The sequence below is a fragment of the Pseudomonas sp. UBA6562 genome (assembly GCF_002434265.1).
Classification (GTDB): domain Bacteria; phylum Pseudomonadota; class Gammaproteobacteria; order Pseudomonadales; family Pseudomonadaceae; genus Aquipseudomonas.
Window position 1 is genome coordinate 72316 of sequence record NZ_DJJS01000005.1, and the last position, 25080, is coordinate 97395.

Consider the following 25080-nt stretch of genomic DNA (forward strand, 5'->3'; position numbering starts at 1 on the left):
GATGGGGCGTGCGTATATTGCAACTTTTGCCCCGGACCTCGGCTGTTACTTCCCATAAAGCCGCTGAGCTGAGTGGAGTGCTTTAGAGGTGTCCGCGTCGAAAGCAGCCCGCATCTCTTCCAGAGGATTTCCCAACCAAACTGGATTCAAGCCCCTTTTTCTTGCTTCCTCCAACAGGGGTAAATACTGCTCAGTCATCAGGTGGTAAAAAATTTTGGCACGTTCCACCCTGATTTCCATCCGGACGACAATTTCGCGTTCATCCCTAATTTTTTGAGTGATATCTCGGAGCCGGTCCCATACCTCTTTGTCAGATATAAAAGTATCCATTAAGATATTTTCAACGAAGGTCAAATCGGCGATCAAAGCCCGCACGACATGGCCACCCAGTCTACTTGCATAATAGCCGCTGTTGAGGTCGGCTTTGCCATGCGATTTAGTATGAATAAATCTTAGCTCGGTCAGGTCGCCCAAGACTTTCAGAGTGTCGTCTTCGGAGAAACCGATAGATCGAATATTGTCACGAATGTCGGGGCCATCAATGTGCCCCCCTTCAGCATTACTTTGTTTAACCAACGCCGAGAGGATGAACATTCTCAGTAATCCACCATTGGATTTCCCTAGCCGTGAGTCAAAGGGATTGCCGATTACGGAGAATTCTTCGCTATATACAGATTGGTTGCCTAACAAGATAGAGCGGAACGCTTCTTGCTTTGGCAGCACGTAAGTGTTTTTATTTTTATGACTCTGGAGAGCCTTTGCTGGATCAGTATATCCTTTCGCTAGAAATTCCCTAGTCATCCGAAGGGCGAGGCGTACATCGTGGTTGGCTAGAACATCAATGCGCTCGCCAATTTCTGTTCCCAGTACCGAAGCCTTCACGATATCAATGAAGACCGACAAGTCTTCGACTTTGAAATTTACGCCTCCATGGGTCGTAAAGCTCCCGCTTTTTCCACTTAGCATTTGGCCGGTCATAAAAAAGCGGCGGCTTAATACTGCGGGAATTTCAGGCGGTTCGATATGCAAAGGGTCAAAATCAAAAGCATCAAAAGTCGAAGACCCCCTATGCGCTACATAGGTAGATTCGCGCATGGAGATGATAAGGTTAAGGGACAATCGTCCTGCGATCGCCATGGCATCGGAAAATATTCCTGATTGCGTACTGCCATCTTCAAACTGGTCAACGTTATCAATCACTAGGAAGATTGGAGCATGCTTCGCACCATGCGCAATCATCTTATCGACGTAGGGACGTTTAGCGTTATAGTCGTTGAGAATCAGCTCCGTTATTTTTTTATCGAATTCGGTCTGGTTCTGGGCAATGAGAAACATAGGCCCTGATTGGAGCGCTTCAATTTCTTCGCGGTAAGCGGGTTTGATAGCCCTTTGAAAATCCCTAAAATATGGGTCAGTGCTCAGATAGGTGAACAGGTGCGCGTATATGAATTCCAGCGGATTCTCGCTGCGCGAAAAATTCCGGAAATCGATATCAATCCAGTGCGGGTAGGGCGCTCCCTGATTTTTTTCAAAGTACGCTGCGGAAGCAACCTTTCGCGTATATTGAAGGAAGGTTGTTTTGCCTGTGCCTACTGTACCTAGGATCAAAATCGCCAGCGGTCGTCGCGATGCAGAGGCGGAGCTTATCGAGTCTATTAGAGAGGAAGATTCCTTCTTTCGCATCGGCTTTTTGGGCTGCGTTGAGAAGAGGGGCTCTCTGCGCTGCAAATGCATCCTGATACGACTATCGAATTTTTGCCGGTCGGCATTTTTCACATAGCACTTTTCGAGGAGCGAGCTTTCAGCACCTACGATTGAATCTGAGAATGCGCTAATCACCTCGTTTTCAATCAGAGGGTAGATAGGGTTATGCCGTTTTACAGTTGACCCTTTGAAGAACTTGTTGAGGCGCCGTTCCTCAAACTGGTCCGTAGTCCGACCTATAAGTTCGATGGCGAGGTTTCCTTCGACCACGGCTGTCCGTGATAGCAGGTCGACGAAATGCTCTAACTCTTCTCCGAGGATTCGACTCAGTGAGTCGAAAACGATCGCATAAGAATCGGAGAAAGAAACGGCATCGGTGCGGACCGCCGGGAATATGATCCATTGCGCACCATTGGTGACAACAGCAAAAGGAATCGACTTTTTCCTACAGTAGTCCCGAGCTTGGACGATAGCTGCCCCGGTATCTCCCTCCATAATGCGACCCGTGAGCTTGACTCGCTTCTGGGTAGGTACCACGTCGAAGCTGCGACCGACGCGCTTTGCCTCTATAAGCAAAGCCACATCTGCAGTCCGAATGATGTAGTCGGCATACGTCGTACCGCCATCTTCGGAAACGCGCTCCTCGTAAGAGATATCAGTGTCGTCCCACGACAAAACGTCCTCGACTATTCTGTCGATCAACTTTTTTCGTGTTTCTGCTTCATTGGCGTTGTGTAATACCAACTTTGCATGTGTGGTCAACAATCCGCTCGCAATGCTTTCGACCCCATCCATCATCCACTCTCCCTTACCATAGATCCATCAACGGCCGAGCAGCCTTATCGCGAATCTGGCAGGAACATCGCCATCGCAATAGCAACGAGCCATCCTAGCCCCCACGTGGTTTGCGGTAAAGGCGGTGGGTCTATGGACCGTCGATGTGGCTCCCAATCCTAGTCGAAGAAAGATCGCTGCGGCCTATGGCAGAGCGAGCCCCTGGGTCTTTAATCTTGACAAAATAAACGACTGCTTTGGGTCGATAGCAGCCCCTCCCCGGCGATCCCTCCAGCCCGTTGCAGACCATCTGATGTCGAAAGGGATCCCTTTCGGCACCTCAAGGCCGGCAATGGTTGGGAGTGTTCGTCGGGGAGGGACTGTCTGAAGGCTTCTTTCTATGAGCTTTGGAGAGGGATAGCAGAGGGCAAGGGTGTGCCGTCCTCGTAGCGAACCAATTCTGTTCGGGCGATCAGCACTAAATTTTCAACCTGTACGAATGGCAGATCCTCAGCGAATAGCGAAATTTTCAATGTGTTATCAGAATCACACCTGAAGACCTCGGCGCATACTTGATTGGTGGCGTTAATAAGCTCGAGTCCCAGGCCATCACGGATCACGTCCGAAGCAATCTGAATCCGATATTCCATGTCTCAATCCTCGTGTTTGAACGTAACCGGTCAGCTAAAGGCCGATACCGGGTTATCGTCCATCGTCTTGAATCATCGCAATTATGGCTCCTAGCCGACCCGCTCCTGCTCAATACGCCGTGTGTGGAGTGTCGGAAGGATCGTTTTCGTACAATTAGGAGACGACTTGGTGAGCAGCGGCCGATACCGCCCCATGGTGGACATTTGCCTGTACCTGAAGTTGACTGACCATGAATTCGTATTGCAGCATGGAATTGACGTGTGGCAGCGCTGTGCGGCCAATCTGTAAGTGCTATCTTCGCACCTAATCGGAAGAAGCTCATGATCATGGTGTTACCGAAGATCGAACTCAGGGAACTGTCGGTGAAAGCGGATGCAGACGGTTTAACGCTGGGTGGTCTTATCCCCATTTGCGAACGCTTCGGCGTTTCACCGCATGATGTGCTGAACGAGTTGTCCGTCGCGGTTGCGGAAGGCTATCTACAAGGATCTCTGCTCTATGATTTTTGCGACGGCGTTATGAACGGGATCATAAATGCTGTTGTTGAAGTAGGCATGACTAACGACATGCCTCAGCCCGCTTTCTCGCTTTACCAAGCATTCGATCAAAGTGAATGGCTCCGCAGTAACGATCCACCGGAGACTGACCCCAGCAATAGATACACGAAGCCGGTGGTCGAGGAAATAATGCGTACCCTTAGAGGCTAGCTTTCAAAGGTCGAGAGGTTTTCGCTTTTCTGCTGGACGGCAGTGGATCGAATGCCGCTTTTGGCCGGTAGCTGCCGTTCCACACGGAGGGACGGTTCACCCCCGAGGCTCTGGAGCAAAACCGCAGCCAAGCAGTGGTCATTTTCAACGGGTAAATAATGAACCTTGTTTATGCATCTCCTTCCGAGATCTGCAAAACCTGTCTCATACCTTGGTAGGCCAATTATTGGTGATAACGTATTTCTTACATTGGTAAGTAACGGCCATAACCGACAATGGTACGCATGCGCCGCCGGGGGACGTGGTGTCAACGAGCTGACGAACAGCCATAATCCTTCACGATTTCTAGCCGATAGCTTCAAGACCAGGCCTCTGGCCATCTTGCAGTGGGAAGTCCTATGCGGCTCAGAAATATAAACCTCGCTCCACGCGCCACCTTGTTTTTTTCGGCCATCATTTTGCTGGTCGTGGTCTTGGGCGTCATCGCCATACTGCAGATGGGCAAGCTTCGCGATACGGAAAAGGATGTCGAACTGAATTGGCTACCCAGTATTCGGCAAACCGCGATGATGAACTCCACCGTCCTTCGCGTCCGGTTGGAGACCCAGCGGGCCGTTGCCGATCCTCAAACCGTTCAGCAGACCATCGTCAAATTTCCTGCCTACCGGAAAGCCATGAAGGATGCGGTCTATAACTATGAGACCCTCATTGCGAGTGACCAGGAGCGACAGTTGTTCTTGGCCGTGAAAAAGTCCTACGACGATTACGCAAGCCAACTGGATCTGCTGGAACCTTTGTTGAAGGCAGGCGACACCGCTTCGATTGTCAAACTCGTCGCTACCGGTATACGTCCCCTCACGAACCAAATGGAAACTCAGGTCGAGGAATTAACACAATTCAATAACAAAGGCGCTGCGCTTGCCGGTGTTCAAGCGACGCAAGTTTATGATTCAGGTCTTTACATCGTCATCGGCCTGATTATCTTCGTCGCGCTCCTGACTCTTTGTTTGGCAACTCTTCTAACCAAAACGATTACGTCGCCCATCGGGAGCGCCCTTAGCGTCGCCGAACGCATTGCCTCAAGCGATCTGACGAAGGAGGTTGAGGTAAGCGGTACCGACGAGGCAGGCAGGCTTTTGAGCGCGTTGGCCACGATGCAGCAGAACCTTCGAAGCACGATCATGCAGATCGCTGACTCCTCATCCCAACTGGCTGCCGCCTCGGAAGAAATGACCGCGGTGACTGAGCAATCCAGCCTTGGCCTGGTGTCGCAGAATGATGAAGTAAATCAGGCTGCAACTGCTGTCACCGAGATGAGCGCTGCAGTGGACGAGGTAGCACGCAATGCCGAATCAGCTTCCGAAGAGTCCAGGAAAGGTCAGGGCTATACGGAGGTTGGTTTGGAGCGTGTATCGCAGACGCTTAAGTCCATCGAAAAGCTGTCGAGCAACGTGCGCGACACCAGCGAGCAGATCACTGGCTTGTCCAATCGTGCACAGAACATTTCCAAAGTGGTTGAGGTGATCAGAGCCATTGCTGAGCAGACCAATCTGCTTGCGCTCAATGCCGCGATCGAGGCCGCTAGGGCGGGTGAACAAGGCCGAGGCTTCGCAGTCGTTGCTGACGAAGTTCGAGCCCTCGCTCACCGCACGCAAGTGTCTACGCAAGAAATTGAGCAGATGATTCAGGCCATTCAGAACGATTCTGACCAGGCCGTGAAGGCGATGGCCACCAGCAGAGAACTGGCTGCAGAATCCCTAAGCGTCGCAGGCGATGCCAGCAGTTCGCTTGACCAGATCGCGACAGCTATTACGAGCATCAACGAGCGTAACATTCTCATCGCCACCGCTTCGGAAGAACAGGCGCACGTCGCCCGGGAAGTCGATCGCAATCTGGTTAGCATTCGCGAGCTGGCCTCCCAAAGTTCTGCAGGTGCAAGCCAGACTGCAAGCGCTTGCAACGAGATGTCGAAGCTTGCGGTTGGTCTGAATCAGCTGGTCAATCGTTTCAAGGTTTAAGGTATTCACGTACGTCAGCGGACTCGTCCGATGTCCTTGGATATCGGACCTAGACTGTCGACTGTGCCTTGGCGATATACCGTCCTCCCTGAGCGTGAGCCTGCAGGGATTGCACAGTCTATTGGCTATTGGGTTGATCGGCTGTTTGTGTTTTGTGGGGTGGGTGACGTTGCGGGCCCGTGAAGATGTCCCGTAGGATCGTTGATCTGAATTGTCTTCCCATGCTGCCATCCATCCGCACCTGGATCTGCTTTGGGGATCTGAATATCGGCTCGTTGAGCTTTGATTGCCGACTTGACGATTCCCAAGCGTTGGTTGCGTTGTTGCTGCATTGCGGGATCAGCCTGGCCGTCAGCTGTGAACCCCATCATCAGTTGTGGAACACCTAGGGGAAGTGTTTTGTCTTGATCGGTGTGCCAGGTGTGCCACGTCTTGCCATGGGTATGAGCCAGTCGCTCCACCCGGTCAGCAATCTGAGTGACTCCACAGCAATTGAGCTTCATGGCCTGAAGATTGGTTGATAACAGATCGGGGATTCGCCACTTGCCTTTAGGCCTCAGTGTGGACTAAACACTATGCCGCCATTGCCGGAGCTGGTGAGGTGATTCAAAGAGACGGAACTTAGGAACTTGGGGATTTTCCGAATAAGGGAACTTCGTCACATTCCGGGAAAGGAATTGCCCATGCCACACTCCGCTCATTATCGAATCGAGTACGTGCACAATGGTGCCGACAAGAGCTTTTACGTCAGCGCGGAAATCATGAGCAATGCTGAGGCCTGGCACTGGGCTGCAGTGGATTCGGGGGTAGCGCAGATCCCGAAATATCGCCGAGACAGGGTCCAGATCGTTAGCAAGCCACTCGCCAAGCGGCACGGTATTGTCCAGGTGCAGTGGTCGCACGCTTAGTAGTCAGCTCAGTCTCGCATGGTGTATCAATGCACCATTAGAGCAAGCTGGCGGGCTTTGACGGCTGCACTGAACAAGAACGAATAGTCATCTGACCCCGTTGGGCCCCTCCAGCACTTGCCTCACCTTCTTAGCCAGATCGATGGGCACGTAAGATTTGGATAACATCAAAATCCCCCCGCATCCGTAGGCTCTAGCGAGTTTTCGGAATAACCAGTTTTCAGCGACACCTTTGGAGTGGGGTAAAAGCGCTTGGCTTCCCGGGCCAGCGTCACGCCTTTCATTCCACCAGGAATTGATCAGGTCGTAAGCGTCTGCCGAACACATCTTGTACCAGCCCGTTTGGTGTAGACGGACGCTCGAAACACCCTGTCGAGGCTATCGCGCTATTCGGTTTCGATGGCAGCTTGCTCCCCCTATGCTCTTGACTCGTCTAGGAGCAGCAACCAGAGCGAACCCCAGCAGCAGGTTCAAAAAGTGACTCAACAATCGTGCAGTCTGGAGTGTTCGAACCTAAGCATGTTGACTCACACATACCTGCCATTGAGAGCAGCTCTACCCGGATTTGCTGAAGCTTTGCTACCTTCGACTCTACTTCCGCTAGGTGCTTCTTGACCACCGAAAGCGCGTCAGCGCACGGACGATCAGCATCTGCTGCGAGCGCGATGAGTTCTCGGATATCTTCGAGCGGGAAACCCAATTCACGATTCTGCCGGATGAAGACGAGTCTTGATCGATGCTTTTCAGTATAGATTCGATGACGCCCAGTCGACCGCAGGGCGGGAGGTAAAAGGCCTATTTTCTCGTAGTAGCGAATCGTTTCAATGTGGCAACCCGTTGATTTCGACAGCGCCCCGATTCCTGACATGCAAACTCCCCAAGCATTTTCTTGAACCTGTAGCAGCTACAGATATTAACCTGTCTTCAGAAAATAATTTCACGCGCTTGAAGGGCATTTTGTGGACAGAGAACAGCTAGAGACTAACCAGATTCCCATTTACTTCGTCGCGGTCATTGTCGCGGCCCTCGGAGGCCTGCTCGCCCCCAATGCGTCTGAAGCATTAGGGTCGACGGTGACACCCACCATCGCAGTGCTGATGTACGCCATGTTTCTACAGATCCCGTTCTTGGATCTCCGTAATGGCCTCGCAAATAAGCGTTTCATGGCGGCGCTGCTCACAGCCAACTTCGTGGCCATCCCCTTGCTGGTTTGGGCATTGACGATGGGGATAACCAATCACCCGGCGATTTTGGTGGGTGCCCTGTTGGTCTTGCTGACGCCTTGTATCGACTATGTGGTGGTTTTTACCCATATCGGTAAAGGCGACTCCAAACTCACTCTGGCGGCCACCCCATTGCTTCTTTTGATGCAGCTTGTACTGCTGCCGGTGTACCTGACCTTCATGCTGGGTAACGACTCAACAGTGGTCATTTCTATAGGCCCATTTGTTGAGGCCTTTGTGATGCTGATCGCTTTGCCTTTGGTCTTAGCGGTAGCAACAGCTGCCGGGGCAAAGAGATCACGCATCGTTGAAAGCTGGAACAACGCATGGGCCTGGATGCCTGTACCGGCTATGGCGGCTGTATTGGTCGTGATGGGTAGGCTGCCCTGGGCGCTAGGCTCAGTTTCACTACACGTCGTGGGCTCGCTGGTAATGACGGCTGCCGGGCTTCTGTCCTATCAAATAATCAACACGCGCTGAGGAGAGGAACATGAAAGCTTTTCTGGTGACCTTCTTTACTCAACAGAATCGTCGCTATCAGGGAAAGATGCTCGGCGACTGGGTCGTTGATTTGGCGAAAGAAATGGGACTGCGGGGTGCGACTCTGTCCACAGGTATCGAAGGCTTTGGGCATACCGGCCGGCTGCATTCCTCGCATTTTTTTGAACTAGCGGATCAGCCTACCGAAATTCGTATGGCCATTACCGAGGACGAATCTGAACAGTTATTCAAGCGATTGGAGCTTGAAGATATCTCGTTGTTTTACATAAAAACCCCAGTTGAGCTGGGCTTCGTCGGAACAGAGGTCACCTAGTTTGGCCCTCTTTCGTAAGCGGTGACTCGAAGACGCCTTCGCTTGCCTCGTACTCCGAAACACGATTTTACATTTTGGACAGACCTAGCTAAGATCGGCGCATTGGAGATGGCATTCCTCCATTAACAAACCGCTGCGCCCGTAGCAGCTGATGATGCCTACAGAAACCTGATCAAACCAGGTCTGTAGGCGTTCGCGCTTAGAATCCCTTCTTTGGTCAGGCCCACTTATTTTTTGTGGCTGGCCAAATGTCTAAATTTCGACGACCTGAACAACTCGACTTACTGCCCTATATAGCGAAATGGCTTGCGCTTGCTGGTCTTGTAGCTCTTTTGGCAGGCTCTGCTTCTGCGTTATTCCTGCTTTCTTTGGATCATGCCACCCAGTGGCGAGAAACCCATCCCTGGGTAATCTGGCTCCTGCCAGTGGCCGGCTTTGCTGTGGGACTTGCATATCACTTGATAGGCAAACCCGTTGATGCCGGAAACAACCTGATCATCGATGAGATCCATGATCCTAAGAAGATCGTGCCTTTGCGCATGGTGCCGATGGTGCTGATCGGAACCGTGGTTTCCCACCTTTTTGGTGCATCTGTGGGACGTGAGGGGACGGCGGTGCAAATGGGCGGTGCCCTTGCCGATCAACTGACGCATGTCTTCCGTCTGCGCCGCGAAGACCGTCGGGTGATTCTCATGGCCGGTATCAGTGCTGGCTTTGCGTCCGTCTTCGGCACCCCTCTTGCCGGGGCTTTATTCGGACTTGAAGTATTGGCCATTGGACGTATGCGTTACGACGCGCTTTTCCCTTGCGTGGTTGCGGCAATCGTTGCTGACCAGGTGGGGCAAGCCTGGGGCGTGGTTCACACGCATTACGTCATTGGCGAAGTGGTTCCGGTGCAGCTGTGGAGCGTCATGGCTGTGGTGGCAGCTGGGATTGTCTTTGGCCTTACCGGCCTGCTATTCGCGACTGCGACCCACAAGCTCGGAGCCTTCGTTAAGCGGCTTATCACCTATTCACCATTAAGACCCTTCGCCGGCGGCCTGCTGATCGCAGTCGCAGTGTGGGCGCTCGGTAGTAACCATTACATCGACGTTGATAAGTACATCGGGCTAGGCATTCCGAGCATCGTCCAATCCTTTCAAATGCCAATGGCCCCTTGGGACTGGCTTGGAAAGATGGTGTTCACCGTTGTCTCCCTGGGGACTGGATTCAAGGGCGGCGAAGTCACACCGCTGTTTTACATCGGTGCCACCTTGGGGAATGCGCTGGCTCCCCTCTTGCACCTTCCCTTCGGCATGCTGGCTGGTATCGGCTTTGTCGCCGTCTTTGCCGGTGCAGCTAATACGCCACTGGCAACCATCGTTATGGCCATGGAGCTCTTCGGGCCCGAAATTGCTCCGCTTGCAGCCATTGCCTGTATCGCAAGTTACCTCGTATCCGGACACACCGGGATCTATCACGCCCAGCGCGTCGGCCACAGCAAGCATCACCGTCCTCTTCCGGAGGAAATCCGGCTCTCTGATATCAAGCAATTTCATGCTCAAAGTGAATCCGCCAGCGAGCGGAAAGTGACTCTTGCGGGGGAAGAGAAATGATTGAACATCACCAAGATCGCCTGACAGCTTTGCAACTCTATTTTCCTGGCGCTAGCCGGGCTCGCGTGACCAGCTTCTGGCACCACCTAAGCGCACCTGCACTAGCCCAGCACCTCCTTAAAGTTGCTCAAAAAGCAAGAATTGAGCAGGTCATGCTCAAGACGATTTCTGCAGGTTATTTGCCAGGCCATCGCATCTCCCATCATCACCCGGAGCTTGGCGATATGCGTCATCCCCAGTGTCTGGAATTGCTAGATACAGAGGACAAGCTGCGCGCATACCTGCGCGACCACGCTGACGAGTTACGCAAGGTGCGAGCAGTTCTTCTCTTATGTGAGTTACCGCTCACTGACGCGTCGTAATTCAGTTTGAAAACAGCTCGGAAATGAAGAGGTAAGGCCGACCGAAGCGTCGGTCACTCGCGACATTAGAGGATGTAGCTATGAACGGCTTTCAACTGACGTTTTTCACCGAACAGAGTACCAACTACCAGCACCTTCCACTGGGAGAGTGGTTGGTCGAGTTCGCCAAGCGAGAGGGCGCGTTGGGTGCGACGTTGGTGAGCGGTACAGAGGGGCTAGATCATTTGGGGCATTTGCATACGGCGCATTTCCTCGGCGGTGCCGACCATCCCGTCACGGTGACTATATCCACTGATGAAATTGGGTGCGACAGGTTGCTGGAGGCATTGGCCAAGGAGTCGTTTTCACTGAGCTATATCAAATTGCCCATCGAATACGGTCGAGTGGGCCAGGCGAAAAACTAAAAAACGCACCTTGTTGGACAACCGATAAAAAGGATAAACGCCATGTACCGAGTTTATAACCTACGTCCACAGCCAGCCCCCGCTAACTGGGCTCATGACAACAGGCAGCTCCTCGTAGGACTGGTTTTTTGGTCGCTTTTTCTGGCGGGCATCGCAGACAATCAAAAGATTTCGAGCGAGGGGTGGTACGTCGTCACCCCGCTCGAAGGCGCATTAGTCACGATGCGTATGCCCAGTGAAAAGTCCTGCAAGGCCGACGTAGCCCAGACCTGCGTACCGGGCTACGAGCTGAGAGCACAGCAACATTGAGCGCGATGGCGGTTGGCAATCCAAAGATGAGATCGCGAAATGGAGCTCACCGACGTCGGCTCATCAAAATCATTTTAGAGAATTGGGAGACCACATGAGCGCAGTGACGCTGAGCATCGTATTCGGGCTTGTGATGGGCAGGTTTTTCACAGGATCCGTCTATGAGTTCGCCGCGCTTTTCATCGTAAGCGTTGGAGTGTCCTTGCTGACCTTTCATCTGCTAAATCAAAGGCGCGTCAGGCTACAAGCCCAGACGGCGTATTGCTGCTCTGTAATGGTTGCTTCAAACCAAATGATGGAGCTTTTCCAGATGGCAAAAAGAGGGCAGTTCATGCCCTTGGTGGGAGAGATTCCTGAACTAATTATTGGAGGCTTCTTGGTTCCCGCAATTGCGGTGTCGGCAGTGCAGCTGTTCAGGATACTCATGGAGAGCTGACGTCCGACATAGAGGCCTCTCAACGGATTCAAATGGTTAATGACGCTCCCGAATCGTTACTTGGAGAAGATCAATGAAAACGCAAATCCAGGCCATTCATGCACGTGAAATTCTCGATTCACGCGGTAACCCTACCGTTGAAGTCGACGTCACCTTGGAGTGCGGCGCCATGGGCCGGGCTTCAGTACCGTCCGGTGCCTCTACAGGCGCTCACGAAGCAGTTGAGTTGCGTGACAAAGATACACAGCGGTACTCCGGCAAGGGAGTGTTAAAGGCCGTTAGCAATGTGAATACCGAAATACTTGAGTCTCTGAGGGGCATGAATGCGATTGACCAGGAACAAATTGATCATTTGATGATTAAGCTGGATGGAACCTCTGATAAATCCAGGCTTGGAGGAAACGCGATCTTGGGCGTGAGCCTCGCCGTTGCCAGAGCGGCGGCTTCTGCGCTGAACTTGCCCTTGTTCCAATATCTGGGCGGCGAGCAAGCAGCAAGAATGCCCGTCCCGATGTTCAATATTCTCAATGGCGGTGTTCACGCCAACTGGCAAGGCCCTGACTTTCAGGAATTCATGATTGCACCTACAGGGGCTGGCAGTTTCAAGGAAGCCTTGCGATGGGGCTCCGAGGTGTACCACGAGCTGAAAGCGGTGCTTAAGGACGCCGGCTATTCAACAGCGGTCGGAGATGAGGGCGGCTTTGCGCCGGCACTCAAGAAAAACTCAGACGCCATTGAGCTGATCATCAAGGCAATCGAGAGGGCTGGTTACACCCCTGGATCTCAGATCGAGATCGCTATCGATCCAGCATCCAGCGGCTTCTATGAAAACGGCCTTTACCATCTGCGCTCTGAGGGTCGTAAGGTCGATGCTCAAGAGCTGATTAATCTCTATTCCTCCTGGGTCGACAAGTATCCGATTGCGGTACTGGAAGATGGACTCGCGGAAGACGATTGGTCAGGCTGGAAGCTATTGAATGCAGCTCTGGGTGACCGGATCGAGTTGGTTGGAGATGACCTATTTGTCACCAATGTCGAACGGATTCAGCGAGGCATCACAGAAAACGTCGCCAATGCCGTATTGATCAAACCTAATCAAATCGGAACGCTGACTGAGACCAAAGCCGCCATCGAAATGGCCTATGGGGCAAATTGGGGGGCGATGGTTTCTCATCGTAGCGGGGAGACGGTGGACAGCTCCATCGCTGATCTGACTGTCGCGATGGGGACTGGCCATCTCAAGACAGGAGCTCCATGCCGGGGGGAGCGGGTCGAGAAATACAATCAGTTTCTGCGAATAGAAGAGGATCTTGGCAGCCGTGCGTTTTATGCAGGACATGATGCATTCGTGCGCTGACGGCCTATCGCCGGTAAACCTGTTGGACTGGTTACCGTAAAAAAACGAACCACGTATAGCTGTTGGCAAAAACGTCAGTGGCATTGGCCTTTCCTAGACGCTTGGAGATATGAGCATGAGCTACACGGATATTCCAGCTGGTAACGCGATCCCCGATGACTTCTTCACCGTTATCGAGATTCCTGCAAACCACTCGCCGATCAAGTACGAGGTGGACAAGCCAAGTGGACAGATCTTCGTTGATCGCTTCCTCAGCACGCCGATGTTCTACCCGGCTAACTACGGGTTCATTCCAAATACCTTGAGCGATGACGGCGATCCTTTGGACGTCCTCGTGATTTGCCCTTACCCGGTATCACCTGGCGTTGTCATCCGCAGTCGCCCAGTAGGTGTGATGTACATGACGGACGAAGCTGGTGCGGATGCCAAGGTAATCGCAGTGCCTCATGAAAAACTCAGCTCTATGTACAGCAATGTAAAGGAATGCTCTGACCTCCCTGCGTTACTCCTCGCACAGATTCAGCACTTCTTCGAAAACTACAAAGCGTTAGAGCCGGGTAAGTGGGTGAAAATGGGCCGCTGGGGGAGCGCAGACGAAGCGCGGGAAGATATTCGTAAATCGGTAGCGGCCTATAACCTGAAGAAGGAGGCTTCCAAGTAGTGTTACTCAATCAGAAAAGCGCAGAGCAGGAAATTTCTCTTAAGGTAAGAGAAGACTTTTTGCTGCTGCCGAAAACTGCTGAATTGACGCGCTGGGTAATGGCCCAGTCCACGGGCGAAAGAACATTACCGTATTTCGATCCACTGGATGGCGGCGTCTTCGCAAGGGTATTGATCTTGTTGGAATCGCCCGCTCGAACGGTCAGTCTTCCACGGTATGTCTCAAGAGACAATCCGGGGCCTGCACAACGCAACCTGAAAGGTTTCATTGAGCAGGTTGGACTGGCACGTCACAAAACCGTCCTTTGGAATTTGTACCCTTGGTTACCAGATCTCGATAAGCCCAAGGGTCCGCTCCGCAGAGCGCAAATTGAGGAAGGTATCGAGATGCTGATCACGCTACTGACGCTTTTCCCTGATCTCGTCACTATCGTGTTTGCCGGACGTGTTGCCCAGAAAGCCATACCGCGTGTTCGGCTCGCCTTCCCTAATTTTTCATTGCTGGAAATGCCACACCCAAGCCCCCTTTCCGTTTGCACTCACCCGAATGTTAGGCAGCGCATTTTGTCCACACTGCGTCACGCCAAACAGTCGATCAAGTAGCCAAAGGCTCAGGTTTTGCTCGCCTTGCTCAGCGAGTGGATACACGGCGAGACGAACAAGTTGCCGCGATAGGCACCAGCCAGGGTTTTAGCCGCGACGATCATCCACATGACAGTCAGCATCAACACCAGCACCACGCCAAAGAAGCTAAAGAACGTGAGGTGCAGCATAGAGCCCAATTTGAGGGTTGTTACGGCGTACACTCCCAGCGGAAAGGTGAAGCCCCACCAGCCGAGGTTGAAGGGAATGCCCTCCCTGAAGTAGCGCCCGGTAATTAGCAGCGCCAATACCATCCACCACAATCCCAGCCCCCAGAACAGCACACCACCGATCAAGCCAATGCCCTCGGCTACGCCGCCGATGCTTGCCATTCCATGGGCAGCAAAGATTGCTGGAGCATCGTTGCCCAGCAGCAACATCCCCAAAGCCCCGGTACCGATCGGCCCTAAAGACAGCCAGCTCGATGCTGCCATGCTTTCATGAGGTAGTTTGTGCAGAGCCATGCGCAGTAACAGGATCACCAGTATGCTCAAGGCGACGGGCACCGAGTAGGCCCACAGCACGTAGCTGGTGATGAGCATGGTGAACTGTGCGCTCGCATCAGCGAGGTGCGGAGCCAATAGACCGCCACTGGCGGCAGCCACCTCAGCCGCAACTACTGGCAGCAGCCATACCGCTGTCATCTGATCAATGCTGTGCTGCTGGCGAGTAAACATCATATACGGGATCAGCACCCCGCAGGCCAATGCCATGGTGACATCGATCCACCACAACACTTCGGCTAAAGCGACTACCCCACCCCCCCAGCGTGGCAAACCATAAAGGAGAAAACCGTTGATGATGGTCGCCAATCCCATGGGGATAGTTCCAAAAAACATCGATACAGTGGAGTGGCCGAAGATCTGTTTGGCCTCATCGAAGAACAATACCCAACGGCTCGCGTACATCAGCGTAAACAGGCAAAACAGCACGATATTAAAAAACCACAAGGCTTCCCCTAACGCTTTGGGCCACTGCGCAACAAAGGGCAGTTGGCCCAGAGCCAGCGCCAGAATCCCGGTGCCCATCGTGGCGGCGAACCAGTTGGGTGTGAACTGCCGGATCGCTTCTCGTGGATTGGACAAAGCCGCCAGTGGATGGCTGCCGCCCATTATAGCTGCGAGTCGTGTCTCACTCATTTTCGCGCTCCCGCTTCAGTGTGCCTTCGATATGACATGGTTGAAGTATAGCTTGATGGGAATAGCGGTAAAAACGGATAGTATAGGTTTATATGACCTATAAAGAAGGTAGATTACATGAAGCTAAGCCTACGCCAGCTACAAATTTTCTGCGCCGTCGCGCAGCACGGTAGCACCACCAGCGCCGCCATTTCGGTGTCACTGTCCCAATCTGCAACCAGCGCCGCACTGAACGAGTTGGAAAGCGCCTTGGATACCAGGCTGTTCGACCGTGTAGGCAAGCGTTTAGTGCTGAACGATAACGGCCATGCCTTACTGCCTCAAGCCAGAAGGATGCTTGAGAATGCACAACAGATAGAGGCCAGTTTCTTACCCGGCCATGCCGGGCTGAAGACACGCTTGCGGGTAGGATGCAGTACCACGATAGGCAATTATGTTCTGCCATTGATTCTCGGTGAGCTACGTCAATCAACACCACATTTGAGGGTCGATGTCGACATGGCCAACAGCATGGCTATCGCAAGAAGAGTCGCTGATTTCGAGATTGATATGGGCCTGATCGAGGGGCCTTGCCACCTGCCCGAACTCAGTGCCGAGCCTTGGCTAATTGATGAGTTGCTTATTGCCGCAGGCCAACGGCACCCCTTGGCACTAAAGCAGCAGGTCACACTTGATGATCTTCGTACCGCTGAATGGCTACTGCGCGAGCCAGGTTCTGGTACCCGTGAAGAAGTCGAACAATTGCTGCTGCGTCATTTGCACGATCTCGCCGAAACGCGCCAGATCGGCAGTTCAGAGGCCATCAAGCATACCCTCGCACAAGGCATCGGCATCAGTTGCCTGTCCCGCTGGGTCGTTCGGGATCTACTGGCCTCTGAAGTCTTGGTTGAACTGCCGCACGCGTTGCCTGCACTGACCCGACGTTTTTTTCTGATCCGTCACCGGGACAAATACATCTCGCCTGGGCTTGAGCGATTCTGGGAAAAATGCAGTCAATTCGTGAGCCAGGAGTAGCTAGACCTATTTATAAAACAGGTAAGAGCTACCAAAACAAGTTGTTTCCGGAATTTATCAACGACGCATAAAGTCAACTCATTGCCCTGCAGCGATGAACGAGTTGTATATGCCAAGGCGCGACTGGGTGCCTTGCTTACCCTATGAGGAAATTCTGATGAATGTGATAAAGAAAACCGTCACAGCCCTGACGTTGGGTGTTGCGTTGGCCGCATCGATGAGCGCGTGGGCCGCGCAAGATCGCTGGACGTTTGACGGCGATATTCACAACAACTCGCTGGCCGTCAGCCCTGATGAAACGACGGCGGTGGTCTCTTACAGTCAGCGTCCAGATGTAGTGGTTTATGATTTGAAAACCGGTAAGGTTCGCCAGGTTCTCACCGGCTACGTCACGCCGCGAAATATTGTGTTTTCGCCAACTGGCGATGTGTTCTACCTCTCCGACAGCAGTTTGGGGGTCGTGCGCAAGATTGACACCAAGACTTTAAAAGTGATCGCAGATATTCCGTTGGGCGCAGGTGCTTTTGGTACCACACTCAGCAAGGACGGAAGCCTGCTCTACGTCAACAATGAAGCGGCCAGCACGCTGTCGGTCATTGACCTTGATCACCAGCGGCCAGTAGCTGTGGTACCTGGCTTCTCCCAACCGCGCCAGGGCATCCGAGTAAGTCCTGACGGCAAAACCGTCTATGTCACCAACTTTCTTGGGGACAAAATTACCTTGGTCGACAGCAAGACCAATACGATTGAAGGTGAGATCACTGGCTTCAACAAGTTGCGCGCCATCTCCATATCGGCGGACGGCAATACGCTGTACGCGGCTAACAGCGGCAGTAACAGCATCGCAGTTGTCGACACTCAAAAACGCGCCATCACAACCACCGTCATTGTTGGCAAAGACCCCTACGGCGCAGCCCTCACTCCAGACGGGCTGCACGTCTACTCGGGTAACCTCGGTGACAACAGCCTTTCAGTGATCGACACCAAAACGCTGAAAGTGACCACCACTGTGACCGGTTTGAAGGCACCCCGCCAGGCCATTGTCTTCACCAAAGACAAGTCGAAGGCGTATGTCCTCAATGAGGACTTGAGTATCTCCACAGTCGATCTCGCCAGCAACAAGGTGGTGTCGACGCTCAAGGCCGACTGATTGAACAGCGCAGGCCTTCATGGGGGCCTGCTGATACTCCACGACCAAGTGAATAATAATGAGTGAAAATGATGAGTCCTGGATGATGGATCGCCGTCGCTCATTGAGATGAGCCAATGATGCTTGACCGTGAGCGTCGCTTTGCTCAATTGAGGAAGGCACAGGGTCCGGGGGGGGGGAGAGCCCAGCATTCCAGCAAAAAATGATATCGGGAAGTTTTTTCTATGGAGTCGAATTAACCTGTTTGTGGCTCGTCTATTGTCTGATCGCTTGCCGTTTCAGAGGCAGGTGGGTCTTCTAAAAATTAAAAATGACCAAAGGAAATACATATGTTCAAAAAGATGATTCTCACCGTCGCTGTTGCCGCCAGCTGCATGTCGGGTTTGGCGCTCGCCGATGCGCCAGTCAAGCTTGCTGAAACGGACAAGGGAAAAGTACTCGTAGACGCAAAAGGTATGACTCTTTATACCTTCGGTAAGGACACCTCGGGCAAGTCGGTCTGCAATGGGCCATGCGCTTCAAACTGGCCACCTCTACCGGTATCCGCAGACGCGAAAGCGGGTCATGATTACTCTGTCATCACTCGAGACGATGGCACAAAACAATGGGCATACAAAGGCATGCCACTTTACAGCTGGGTCAAAGATACCAAGCCAGGGGATACAACCGGTGACGGCGTCAACCAAGTCTGGCACGTTGCCAAGCCGTAACGTCAAATAATTAATAGGCTGGCTTACGCCACTGGCTTTGTCAGTGGCGCAAACCAGAAGAATACACACCTGATATTTTCGCCAACATACAGCCGCCGCGCCTCATAAATCTTTGATGGATCATTTCAACGAAAAATGGGGCCGAGGTACGGTACACCTTGGACGTATTCCCGTAACGCCAGCCTGAGGATTTCGTTTGGCCGGGAGTCTGTGACGATGCGCATGGTGGTTCCATCCAGCCGCTAGTGGACCGATATTCTGAGGCAACGCCAATTAGAACGGTAGGGCATCGTAAATATGCGGGCGAAGGTCTGCTTATGGCCGAAAGCTGCCGTTAATAAGCCGACCAACAGGCGTCGCTTTGTTGGTTGGTGCGCATGGCTTACAACTCAAACAAGGGTATGGTTTTGGGCGTATCAAATCGGCCCGCACAGCGCTACCTTCAGCATCTAACAAACGTACGCTGAGGAGTCGAAACAGTGGAGACTGAACGAGGTGTTGAGGAACGGAACGGTCGATGGTCGATCGTTGCCGGACGTGCTGTATGCACTGGCTGCATGGAAAGCCAAGCGCTGGAAGACTGCGAAAGCCCCTTTCTACATGCCGACACCTGTCCAGCCAGCGATGTGGAAGGTCATCATCCATGGGCAGCGTTGCACCACATCCTTGGCAGTGCGCGTGGGTGAGCTGCCGCTTAGGCCTCGATCACTTCAATTAATACTTCACTTTATAGGTGGGTGAATCCTCCGGCCGGTTCTCCCGCCGATCGTAGATCTTGGTCGTGCTGATGTTGGCATGACCCAGCCAGGCCTGGACCTTGGCGATATCGGCTTCATGCTCCAAGGCGTTGGTGGCTGCCGTTGCTCGGAGTCCATGAACCCCAAGGCCGTCGACCTCAATCCCGGCCTTTTTCGCGTAGGCCGTGACGACGGCATAGATGCCGTTTGCCGTGATACCGGCGCCGGTCAATTTACCTCGCAGCGGCATGAACAGTGGCACCTTCCGTTCGGCCAGATGATGCTCTGAGTTTTCCAGGTACTGATGAATACGCCCGGCTGCGATCGGGTGCAACGGGAGGTATCGCACCTTGCCGCCCTTGCCGTGAACCTTCAGATGCTGAATACCGCGGCGCTCCTGAATGTCGCTCACCTGCAGCAGCGCCGCTTCTTCACGGCGCAGTCCGTGATAGAGAAGAACAGCCAATAGCGCCCGGTCGCGCTGCCCTTTAAGTGTTGTTTCATCCGGCGCCTCGAGCAGCGCCTTCGCCTGGTGGTCACCCAACGCCGGCGTCTTGCCTTCATTGCTTTCTATCCTGGGACGTTTTACCCCATGCACTGGATTGCCGCCGGCGATCGCATTGTTCTCCAGGAGGTGATCAAAGAGGCTGGCCAGCGCGGCCAATTTGCGCCGGATCGTGGCTCCGGCCAAACCGCGATGCTCGAGGTGGGCTCGCCAGGCTAAAACATGCGATCGGGTCACGACCCGAAATTCATCGGCCGAAGCCAAGCCGATAAAACTACAGAAGTCTTCCAGGTCGTTTTGGTAAGCACGTCGTGTTCGAGGGTTGTCCAGGTTGGCAAACCACTCGACCGCGGCTGGAACCTTGGCCAGCGTCTGAAATTCGACCGCCGTGAGCCGACGCTGATCATTCGTATGGTTTTTCGTCAGTTCCTGCATATCGTTCTCATCATTGGCTATCCTGCAATCGCTCTCAAAGCTTTCGGTCACAAAATCATCGCTATATCAGTCCGCCGTTGCTAAAACCGATAAACGGCAATAAGTGGTGATAACCTATTTTATCGCCAGTGATGGACTGCTACCCATGCTCTCCTGGCTATTTTTCCCTGCTATGGTCGATTGGCGCCCGTCACGACCGGCAGCAATCGGCCCAAAGCAGCCACTCGATGCCTCCCCCCTCAGCATGGCTCGGCAAATTAGCCCAAGTATGCGTCGATTAAGTACAGCACCTCTTCATAGGCCCGCTTATCCGGGATTACACTGTCCTCTCCGTTTCTGAGTCTCAGTGGAAGGAAGCAACCGTGCTCGAAAGGATTGAATGGATTCGCGGTATCGGCCTGCTCCACGATGTGGATGGCAGAGCACTGAAGTTCTCCAAAACTCAGCTGGTCTACGCTGACAATGGCCGAGGTAAGTCTACTCTGGCGAGCGTTCTGCGATCAGTCGCCGAAGGGGACTCGTCAGCGCTAATAGACAGAAAAACGGTTGATGGGACTATCCCTCCAGATGTGAGCTTGGCCTTTGGGAGCGGCCATAAAGTCACGCTGGCAAAAGGGAAATGGTCAGAAGCACGTCCTGAGCTGCTTGTGTTTGACGCTGAATTCATTGAAAAAAATGTCCACTCTGGTGGCGTGGTTTCACCAGGGCAACGGAAAAACCTTCTACAGTTTGCTCTGGGGGCATCCGCGGTAAAGGCAAGGGTGAACGAGGAAAAGGCCACCAAAGAATCATCTGAAGCTACAGCAGAGGTTGGTCGGGTAACTGCTCAACTCGCGGGTTACCATCAGGGTTTAGCGCTTCCGCTGTTTCAAAAGCTGGCGCCGTTGACCGAACAGGCGGCGCAGCCACAGCTGGATACCCTTAGGAAGCGTCTCCATATCGCTCAAAGCATTGATATGGTGCTGAAAAGGGCGCTACCCGAGGAGGTCCAAGAGCCTTCTTTCGATCTCGACGCCTTGTTCCAAATTCTTAATCTTTCATTAGAAGATGTGGAGGAGAACGCTGAGCAGAAGGTAACCGACTACATTGCGCATAAGCACAAGCCCGCAATAGAGCGATGGATCAGTGAGGGCCAATCGTTCGATGACGGATCGACCTGCCCCTATTGCAATCAGTCAACTACCGGTGTCGAGTTGGTGCGAGCCTACCGGACTCACTTCAACCAAGAATACCAACGACTCAAAACGAGTGTTTCCGTGCTTGAGCGGGGAGTACAGGCGAGAACTGCAGAAGCTGTGATCGAAAAAGTGGCGACCGGAATAGCAAACGCCTGTGCTGCTATCGCCCTGTGGGCAGCCGAGGTTCAAGTAGACACGCCAGTGTTTTCCAGCGAACAGGCTAGGGCAGGTATTGAAGCTCTTCGAGCGACTTTAACCAGCTTGGTTAGTTTAAAGCTAAACAAGCCACTGGAATCCATCGGAAGTGCCATAGAAAGAGAGAGCGTTCAGCATCAATGGAATGGCGTGCTTGAGCACGTTCGAGATGCGAATACTCAGATTTTGCAAGCGCGTAAAGCCATTGTCGAGTATCGGGGAGGCCTGACATCTGAAAACATTGGCGTGATGAATCAACAAATAATAAACCTAGAACTAAGTGTTTCGAGGGGTAAGTCGCAAGTCGCCGAACTACTAACGGCGCTCATTGAAGCCAAGAAAAAATCGCAGACAGCTGATGCCAATAAGAAGGCGGCTCGCTCGACCCTCAATGATCAAATGGCTTCAACGTTGGCCACCTTTCAGACCACAATCAACAAAATTCTTAGCAGGTTTGGAGCTTCCTTCAGTATCGAAAAGATGGATGCCAATTTTCGGGGCGGATTGCGAAGTGAGTACGGAATTTCCCTTCGTGGCAGGTCAATCACGCTAGACGGTACGCCGAAATTTGCTACAGCCTTGAGCGAAGGGGATAAGCGCACCTTGGCTTTTGCTTTTTTCATCGCAACGGTCAATTCGGCGCCTGAACTAGGGAAAAGGATTGTGGTGATCGATGATCCTATGTGCAGCCTGGATGCCAACCGTAAGTCCCAGACAAAAGAGATACTCCGAATCATAAGCACCCGTGCCGAGCAGCTTATCATAATGGCACATGATCCATTCTTCGTGCGAGACCTCAGGGAGACTCTCACTATAAAAGGCTCACCTGCATTGGAAGTATTCCAACTACAGCATGCAGCGGATGGATACAGCCAGCTAGCGAAATTCAACGTGGAGCAGGAATGCGAGTCCCCGTTCTTTAGACATCACAGGCTGTTGGTGGAGTTTTGCGCTGGCGTTGTGCACGACAGCAGAATGGTGGCCAAAGCGATCCGCCCTTTCCTGGAAGGATACTTGCACAGAAGATTCCCCGGTTTGGTGCCCAAGGACTTGATGTTTGGTGGGATTCTTTCTCACATCGGGGCGGTTTCACAGTCAGATCCCTTGACCTATGCAGCTCCGCTTGTAGAGGAATTGAGAGACATCAATAGCTATGCGGGGCAATTTCACCATGATACTAACCCTGGTGTCTGCGACACTCTTCCAGTAACCACATCCGAACTTCTCACCTATAGCCAGCGGGCGCTGACTCTGGTTTATCGCGGAGCGGTATGAAGCGTTTTTCGGGTTGTCGCCACCTGATGGCCTCTGGTGGCGGATTTCTGACTGTCGTAACCGGCAGAAATCAGCCAAAAGAAGTCAGTCCCGAAACGGTTGAGTCGCATCGGGTATCAGTCGCTGGAGCAGCCAGAGCTAGAGCTAGAGCTAGAGCTAGACACGGTTCTAACTTATCTACTGAATCATATGGTTAAAGATTTTATTTTTTTCCAGTTGCTTGCCTCACTTGAGCCTCTTAAGATGGCTAAAAGCCAGTTCCCGATGGGCATCAGGATAGTCTCAGGCGACAAAAGTCCGGCAAGCTGTGAGACAGGGCGGGACGGTATGGAACCAGAGCCGCAAGACAACCAGGGGATGAAGTCATGCCAAGAACTGTCGCTGCCCGACGCATCATTAAGCACCTTTATCACTTTACCCGAGCCTCAAACCTCCCCGGCATCTTAACCAATGGAATCATTGCACGTTCTGTTCTTCAGAACAGCGGCGCAGTATTCACATTTAACGATGAGGTACGGCTTGATAACCGGGAGTCGAGGAGCTGCCTAAGCATCAGCTTTCCGAATTGCAAAATGCTGTACCAGAAAATGCAAGAGTTCCCCAAGGACGATTGGGCGGTACTCCGGCTTAACCCTAGCATTCTCTGGGAGCATGATTGCTTATTCGTAGTAACAAATGCCGCTACCACTACCATCAGAAATGCACCTGACGCGCAGCTCAAGGGGGCGGACGCTCTCGAAAGGCTTTTTGGTAACGATGAAGCTCGGCGTCAAGCAGGGCGACTGGTGCATGAAACAACAGATGTGCAGGCAGAAGTACTCGTTTCTGGTACAATCCTTCCGCATCATATTGTTAACGTAAATTTTCATTATCAAAATAAGCTTAATGATTTTAAGGGATTAGAAGCGCTATCCAATAAATTTAATAAATTTATATGGCAGTTTGATCCAGACCTTTTTTACCAGAGAAAAGACGCAGATAATGGCTGAGAGACCGGCATTCATCCCTAGCGAAAGCTTGGAATTCCTAGTTGAAACTAAATTTGTCAACTTCGAATGGTTCCCAGGCTTTGCCGCCTCGCAGAAGCAAAAAAGTGTAGTTTCGTTGCATGAGAACATTCAATCATCGCTTAACATCCAAGAGATCCTTGAAATCTCCTCGAAATCCCTCAAACCTGAAGGCGTTGATGCAAGCGCCTTCAACTTAATGATTGAAACAAAAAAATATAATCGAAGATTCAGCGTCGAATGTGCATTCCAAGCGAGTAAAGTTTTCATTGGCGGCGGGCCTTATGTAGACCTTCTTGAAACAACATCAAGAGAAGCAAAAAAGGACGAGCGGCTCAAAACCAGCGGTCGCCTTAAAGAGTTTAGGTTTTATAAGGACTTTTGGCCGCTGGAGCCTAAGACTTTGTTTTACGACTGGCTCTACATCAACGCGCTGCATAGAAACCAAGCGTTGGCAGAAAGGCTACTTCGTTATGAGTGCTTTACTGACATCGAGTTCAATCATGAGCGTTCGATAAATTGCCAAGCATACTCTGCGGCCCTCTACGTATCGTTAGCTAGGCGAGATTTGCTTCTTGAGGCGCTATCTAGTAATGAAGCCTACATGACGATTATCACAAGCCATAAGGTCGATGGAGCATACGATAGCTATTCTAGAAGCCCCAACCTCTTATGATCGGGTCGGCGGTTATAGGCTTACGATAATCACCAACTCGTATGCCGACCTGCATAACAACTCTCCTAGCATCATCCTAATGTGACTTGGCGAGAAAAGGCTTGCCGCAACTGCGAAGAACATAATTTTAACGAATAGCGCTACTTCCAATCCTGCGCAATCAAAACTATTTTGACGAGGCTAGTGGAATAGCACTTCTCTACTCGATATCAGCAGTTGCCTTGTCTGCCGGCGTCTTTAAATGAGATCAAATTGTTTGCACTTTTTCCCGGAGGAACAAGGCTGCTCGCGGCAGCGTAGTGCTAAGCGGCAGGTGGAGGTAGGCGCTAGAAAAAGGTGCCCACGCCTATCGAATCCAGTGCGGTTATCGGGTCACGACCCTGTGAACGACCGCTTCGGGTCGTGAACTGCCGGTCAATATTACGAGGTCGTTGACCAAGCTGCACATGTGAAGTGGTCAACTCTTGGACACCTGGAATATGAACGGCTGGTCAA

The 25080-nt window shown here is 52.4% G+C and carries 23 protein-coding genes, 3 pseudogenes and 1 riboswitch; of the genes and pseudogenes, 19 read left to right on the forward strand and 7 right to left on the reverse strand.

All coding sequences use genetic code 11. From position 1 onward, the window contains the following. Positions 1–45 precede the first annotated feature (45 nt). On the reverse strand, positions 46–2499 hold the full coding sequence (locus tag B4M43_RS06955) for a P-loop NTPase fold protein (RefSeq protein ID WP_011105088.1): 2454 nt from the start codon (positions 2497–2499) through the stop codon (positions 46–48). A gap of 377 nt (positions 2500–2876) precedes the next feature. Next, positions 2877–3128, reverse strand: a complete 252-nt coding sequence (locus B4M43_RS06960) for a hypothetical protein (protein WP_057443232.1) — start codon at positions 3126–3128, stop codon at positions 2877–2879. Positions 3129–3449: 321 nt separating this feature from the next. On the opposite strand from B4M43_RS06960, the gene B4M43_RS06965 reads away from it, so the two are divergent. After that, the gene (locus B4M43_RS06965; protein ID WP_296265462.1) at positions 3450–3836 is read left to right on the forward strand and encodes a hypothetical protein; all 387 of its coding nucleotides are present in this window, start codon (positions 3450–3452) and stop codon (positions 3834–3836) included. 398 nt (positions 3837–4234) lie between these two features. Further along, positions 4235–5854 (forward strand): methyl-accepting chemotaxis protein, encoded by a 1620-nt coding sequence (locus B4M43_RS06970; protein ID WP_296265464.1) that lies wholly within the window; start codon positions 4235–4237, stop codon positions 5852–5854. A gap of 125 nt (positions 5855–5979) precedes the next feature. Here the strand turns inward: B4M43_RS06970 and B4M43_RS06975 are convergent. Next, positions 5980–6315: pseudogene (locus B4M43_RS06975) on the reverse strand (DUF1264 domain-containing protein); the annotation flags it as partial. Between the two features lie 222 nt (positions 6316–6537). Between B4M43_RS06975 and B4M43_RS06980 the strand changes: the two are divergent. Then, on the forward strand, positions 6538–6762 hold the full coding sequence (locus B4M43_RS06980; protein WP_003425025.1) for a DUF6555 family protein: 225 nt from the start codon (positions 6538–6540) through the stop codon (positions 6760–6762). An 87-nt stretch (positions 6763–6849) separates the two neighbouring features. On the opposite strand, the pseudogene B4M43_RS06985 reads toward B4M43_RS06980, so the two are convergent. After that, positions 6850–7058 (reverse strand): annotated as a pseudogene (locus tag B4M43_RS06985) (hybrid sensor histidine kinase/response regulator); the annotation flags it as partial. A gap of 137 nt (positions 7059–7195) precedes the next feature. Then, positions 7196–7630 carry a MerR family transcriptional regulator gene (locus tag B4M43_RS21100; protein ID WP_003425026.1) on the reverse strand — a complete coding sequence of 145 codons (435 nt, stop codon included), beginning with the start codon at positions 7628–7630 and terminating at the stop codon, positions 7196–7198. A 91-nt stretch (positions 7631–7721) separates the two neighbouring features. On the opposite strand from B4M43_RS21100, the pseudogene B4M43_RS06995 reads away from it, so the two are divergent. The 10 genes and pseudogenes from B4M43_RS06995 to B4M43_RS07040 form a co-directional block, all read left to right on the forward strand. Next, positions 7722–8360, forward strand: a pseudogene (locus B4M43_RS06995) (arsenic resistance protein); the annotation flags it as partial. 115 nt (positions 8361–8475) lie between these two features. Next, positions 8476–8799, forward strand: a complete 324-nt coding sequence (locus B4M43_RS07000) for a DUF190 domain-containing protein (RefSeq protein ID WP_003425054.1) — start codon at positions 8476–8478, stop codon at positions 8797–8799. A gap of 95 nt (positions 8800–8894) precedes the next feature. Then, positions 8895–8967, forward strand: a riboswitch (Fluoride riboswitch). Between the two features lie 80 nt (positions 8968–9047). Beyond that, complete coding sequence (locus tag B4M43_RS07005; protein ID WP_011267047.1) at positions 9048–10394, forward strand: voltage-gated chloride channel family protein; 1347 nt, start codon at positions 9048–9050, stop codon at positions 10392–10394. Next, positions 10391–10756: a hypothetical protein gene (locus B4M43_RS07010; protein WP_003317538.1), complete on the forward strand. Its 366-nt coding sequence runs from the start codon at positions 10391–10393 to the stop codon at positions 10754–10756. The genes B4M43_RS07005 and B4M43_RS07010 overlap by 4 nt, the downstream gene beginning before the upstream one ends. Before the next feature lie 80 nt (positions 10757–10836). Then, the gene (locus tag B4M43_RS07015) at positions 10837–11160 is read left to right on the forward strand and encodes a DUF190 domain-containing protein (RefSeq protein ID WP_003425060.1); all 324 of its coding nucleotides are present in this window, start codon (positions 10837–10839) and stop codon (positions 11158–11160) included. 42 nt (positions 11161–11202) lie between these two features. Further along, complete coding sequence (locus B4M43_RS07020; RefSeq protein WP_003317536.1) at positions 11203–11469, forward strand: hypothetical protein; 267 nt, start codon at positions 11203–11205, stop codon at positions 11467–11469. A gap of 94 nt (positions 11470–11563) precedes the next feature. Next, positions 11564–11905, forward strand: a complete 342-nt coding sequence (locus B4M43_RS07025) for a hypothetical protein (protein ID WP_003317535.1) — start codon at positions 11564–11566, stop codon at positions 11903–11905. A gap of 73 nt (positions 11906–11978) precedes the next feature. After that, positions 11979–13262: a phosphopyruvate hydratase gene (gene eno, locus B4M43_RS07030; protein ID WP_003317534.1), complete on the forward strand. Its 1284-nt coding sequence runs from the start codon at positions 11979–11981 to the stop codon at positions 13260–13262. 115 nt (positions 13263–13377) lie between these two features. Beyond that, positions 13378–13923 carry an inorganic diphosphatase gene (gene ppa, locus B4M43_RS07035; RefSeq protein WP_003317533.1) on the forward strand — a complete coding sequence of 182 codons (546 nt, stop codon included), beginning with the start codon at positions 13378–13380 and terminating at the stop codon, positions 13921–13923. Then, positions 13923–14525: a uracil-DNA glycosylase gene (locus tag B4M43_RS07040; protein WP_003317532.1), complete on the forward strand. Its 603-nt coding sequence runs from the start codon at positions 13923–13925 to the stop codon at positions 14523–14525. Before ppa ends, B4M43_RS07040 begins: the two co-directional genes overlap by 1 nt. Positions 14526–14533: 8 nt before the next feature. On the opposite strand, the gene B4M43_RS07045 is transcribed toward B4M43_RS07040, so the two are convergent. Then, the gene (locus B4M43_RS07045) at positions 14534–15703 is read right to left on the reverse strand and encodes a TDT family transporter (protein WP_010428856.1); all 1170 of its coding nucleotides are present in this window, start codon (positions 15701–15703) and stop codon (positions 14534–14536) included. A 117-nt stretch (positions 15704–15820) separates the two neighbouring features. Between B4M43_RS07045 and B4M43_RS07050 the strand changes: the two genes are divergently transcribed. The 3 genes from B4M43_RS07050 (at position 15821) to B4M43_RS07060 (ending at position 18577) form a co-directional block, all read left to right on the forward strand. Further along, a complete protein-coding gene (locus tag B4M43_RS07050) occupies positions 15821–16717 on the forward strand; it encodes a LysR family transcriptional regulator (RefSeq protein WP_003317531.1) in 897 nt (298 codons plus the stop codon). Between the two features lie 157 nt (positions 16718–16874). Then, a complete protein-coding gene (locus tag B4M43_RS07055; protein ID WP_003317529.1) occupies positions 16875–17867 on the forward strand; it encodes a beta-propeller fold lactonase family protein in 993 nt (330 codons plus the stop codon). Between the two features lie 329 nt (positions 17868–18196). Continuing rightward, entirely contained in the window at positions 18197–18577 is a 381-nt protein-coding gene (locus B4M43_RS07060; protein WP_003317528.1) for a hypothetical protein, read from the forward strand. Between the two features lie 714 nt (positions 18578–19291). On the opposite strand, the gene B4M43_RS07065 is transcribed toward B4M43_RS07060, so the two are convergent. Then, entirely contained in the window at positions 19292–20254 is a 963-nt protein-coding gene (locus B4M43_RS07065; protein WP_003425065.1) for a tyrosine-type recombinase/integrase, read from the reverse strand. A gap of 362 nt (positions 20255–20616) precedes the next feature. Between B4M43_RS07065 and B4M43_RS07070 the strand changes: the two genes are divergently transcribed. From B4M43_RS07070 to B4M43_RS07080, 3 genes are all read left to right on the forward strand, one after another. Further along, on the forward strand, positions 20617–22902 hold the full coding sequence (locus B4M43_RS07070; RefSeq protein WP_296265537.1) for an AAA family ATPase: 2286 nt from the start codon (positions 20617–20619) through the stop codon (positions 22900–22902). A 365-nt stretch (positions 22903–23267) separates the two neighbouring features. After that, positions 23268–23891 (forward strand): DarT ssDNA thymidine ADP-ribosyltransferase family protein, encoded by a 624-nt coding sequence (locus B4M43_RS07075; protein ID WP_296265538.1) that lies wholly within the window; start codon positions 23268–23270, stop codon positions 23889–23891. Continuing rightward, positions 23884–24585 (forward strand): DarT1-associated NADAR antitoxin family protein, encoded by a 702-nt coding sequence (locus B4M43_RS07080; protein ID WP_296265539.1) that lies wholly within the window; start codon positions 23884–23886, stop codon positions 24583–24585. Before B4M43_RS07075 ends, B4M43_RS07080 begins: the two co-directional genes overlap by 8 nt. Positions 24586–25080: the final 495 nt, after the last annotated feature.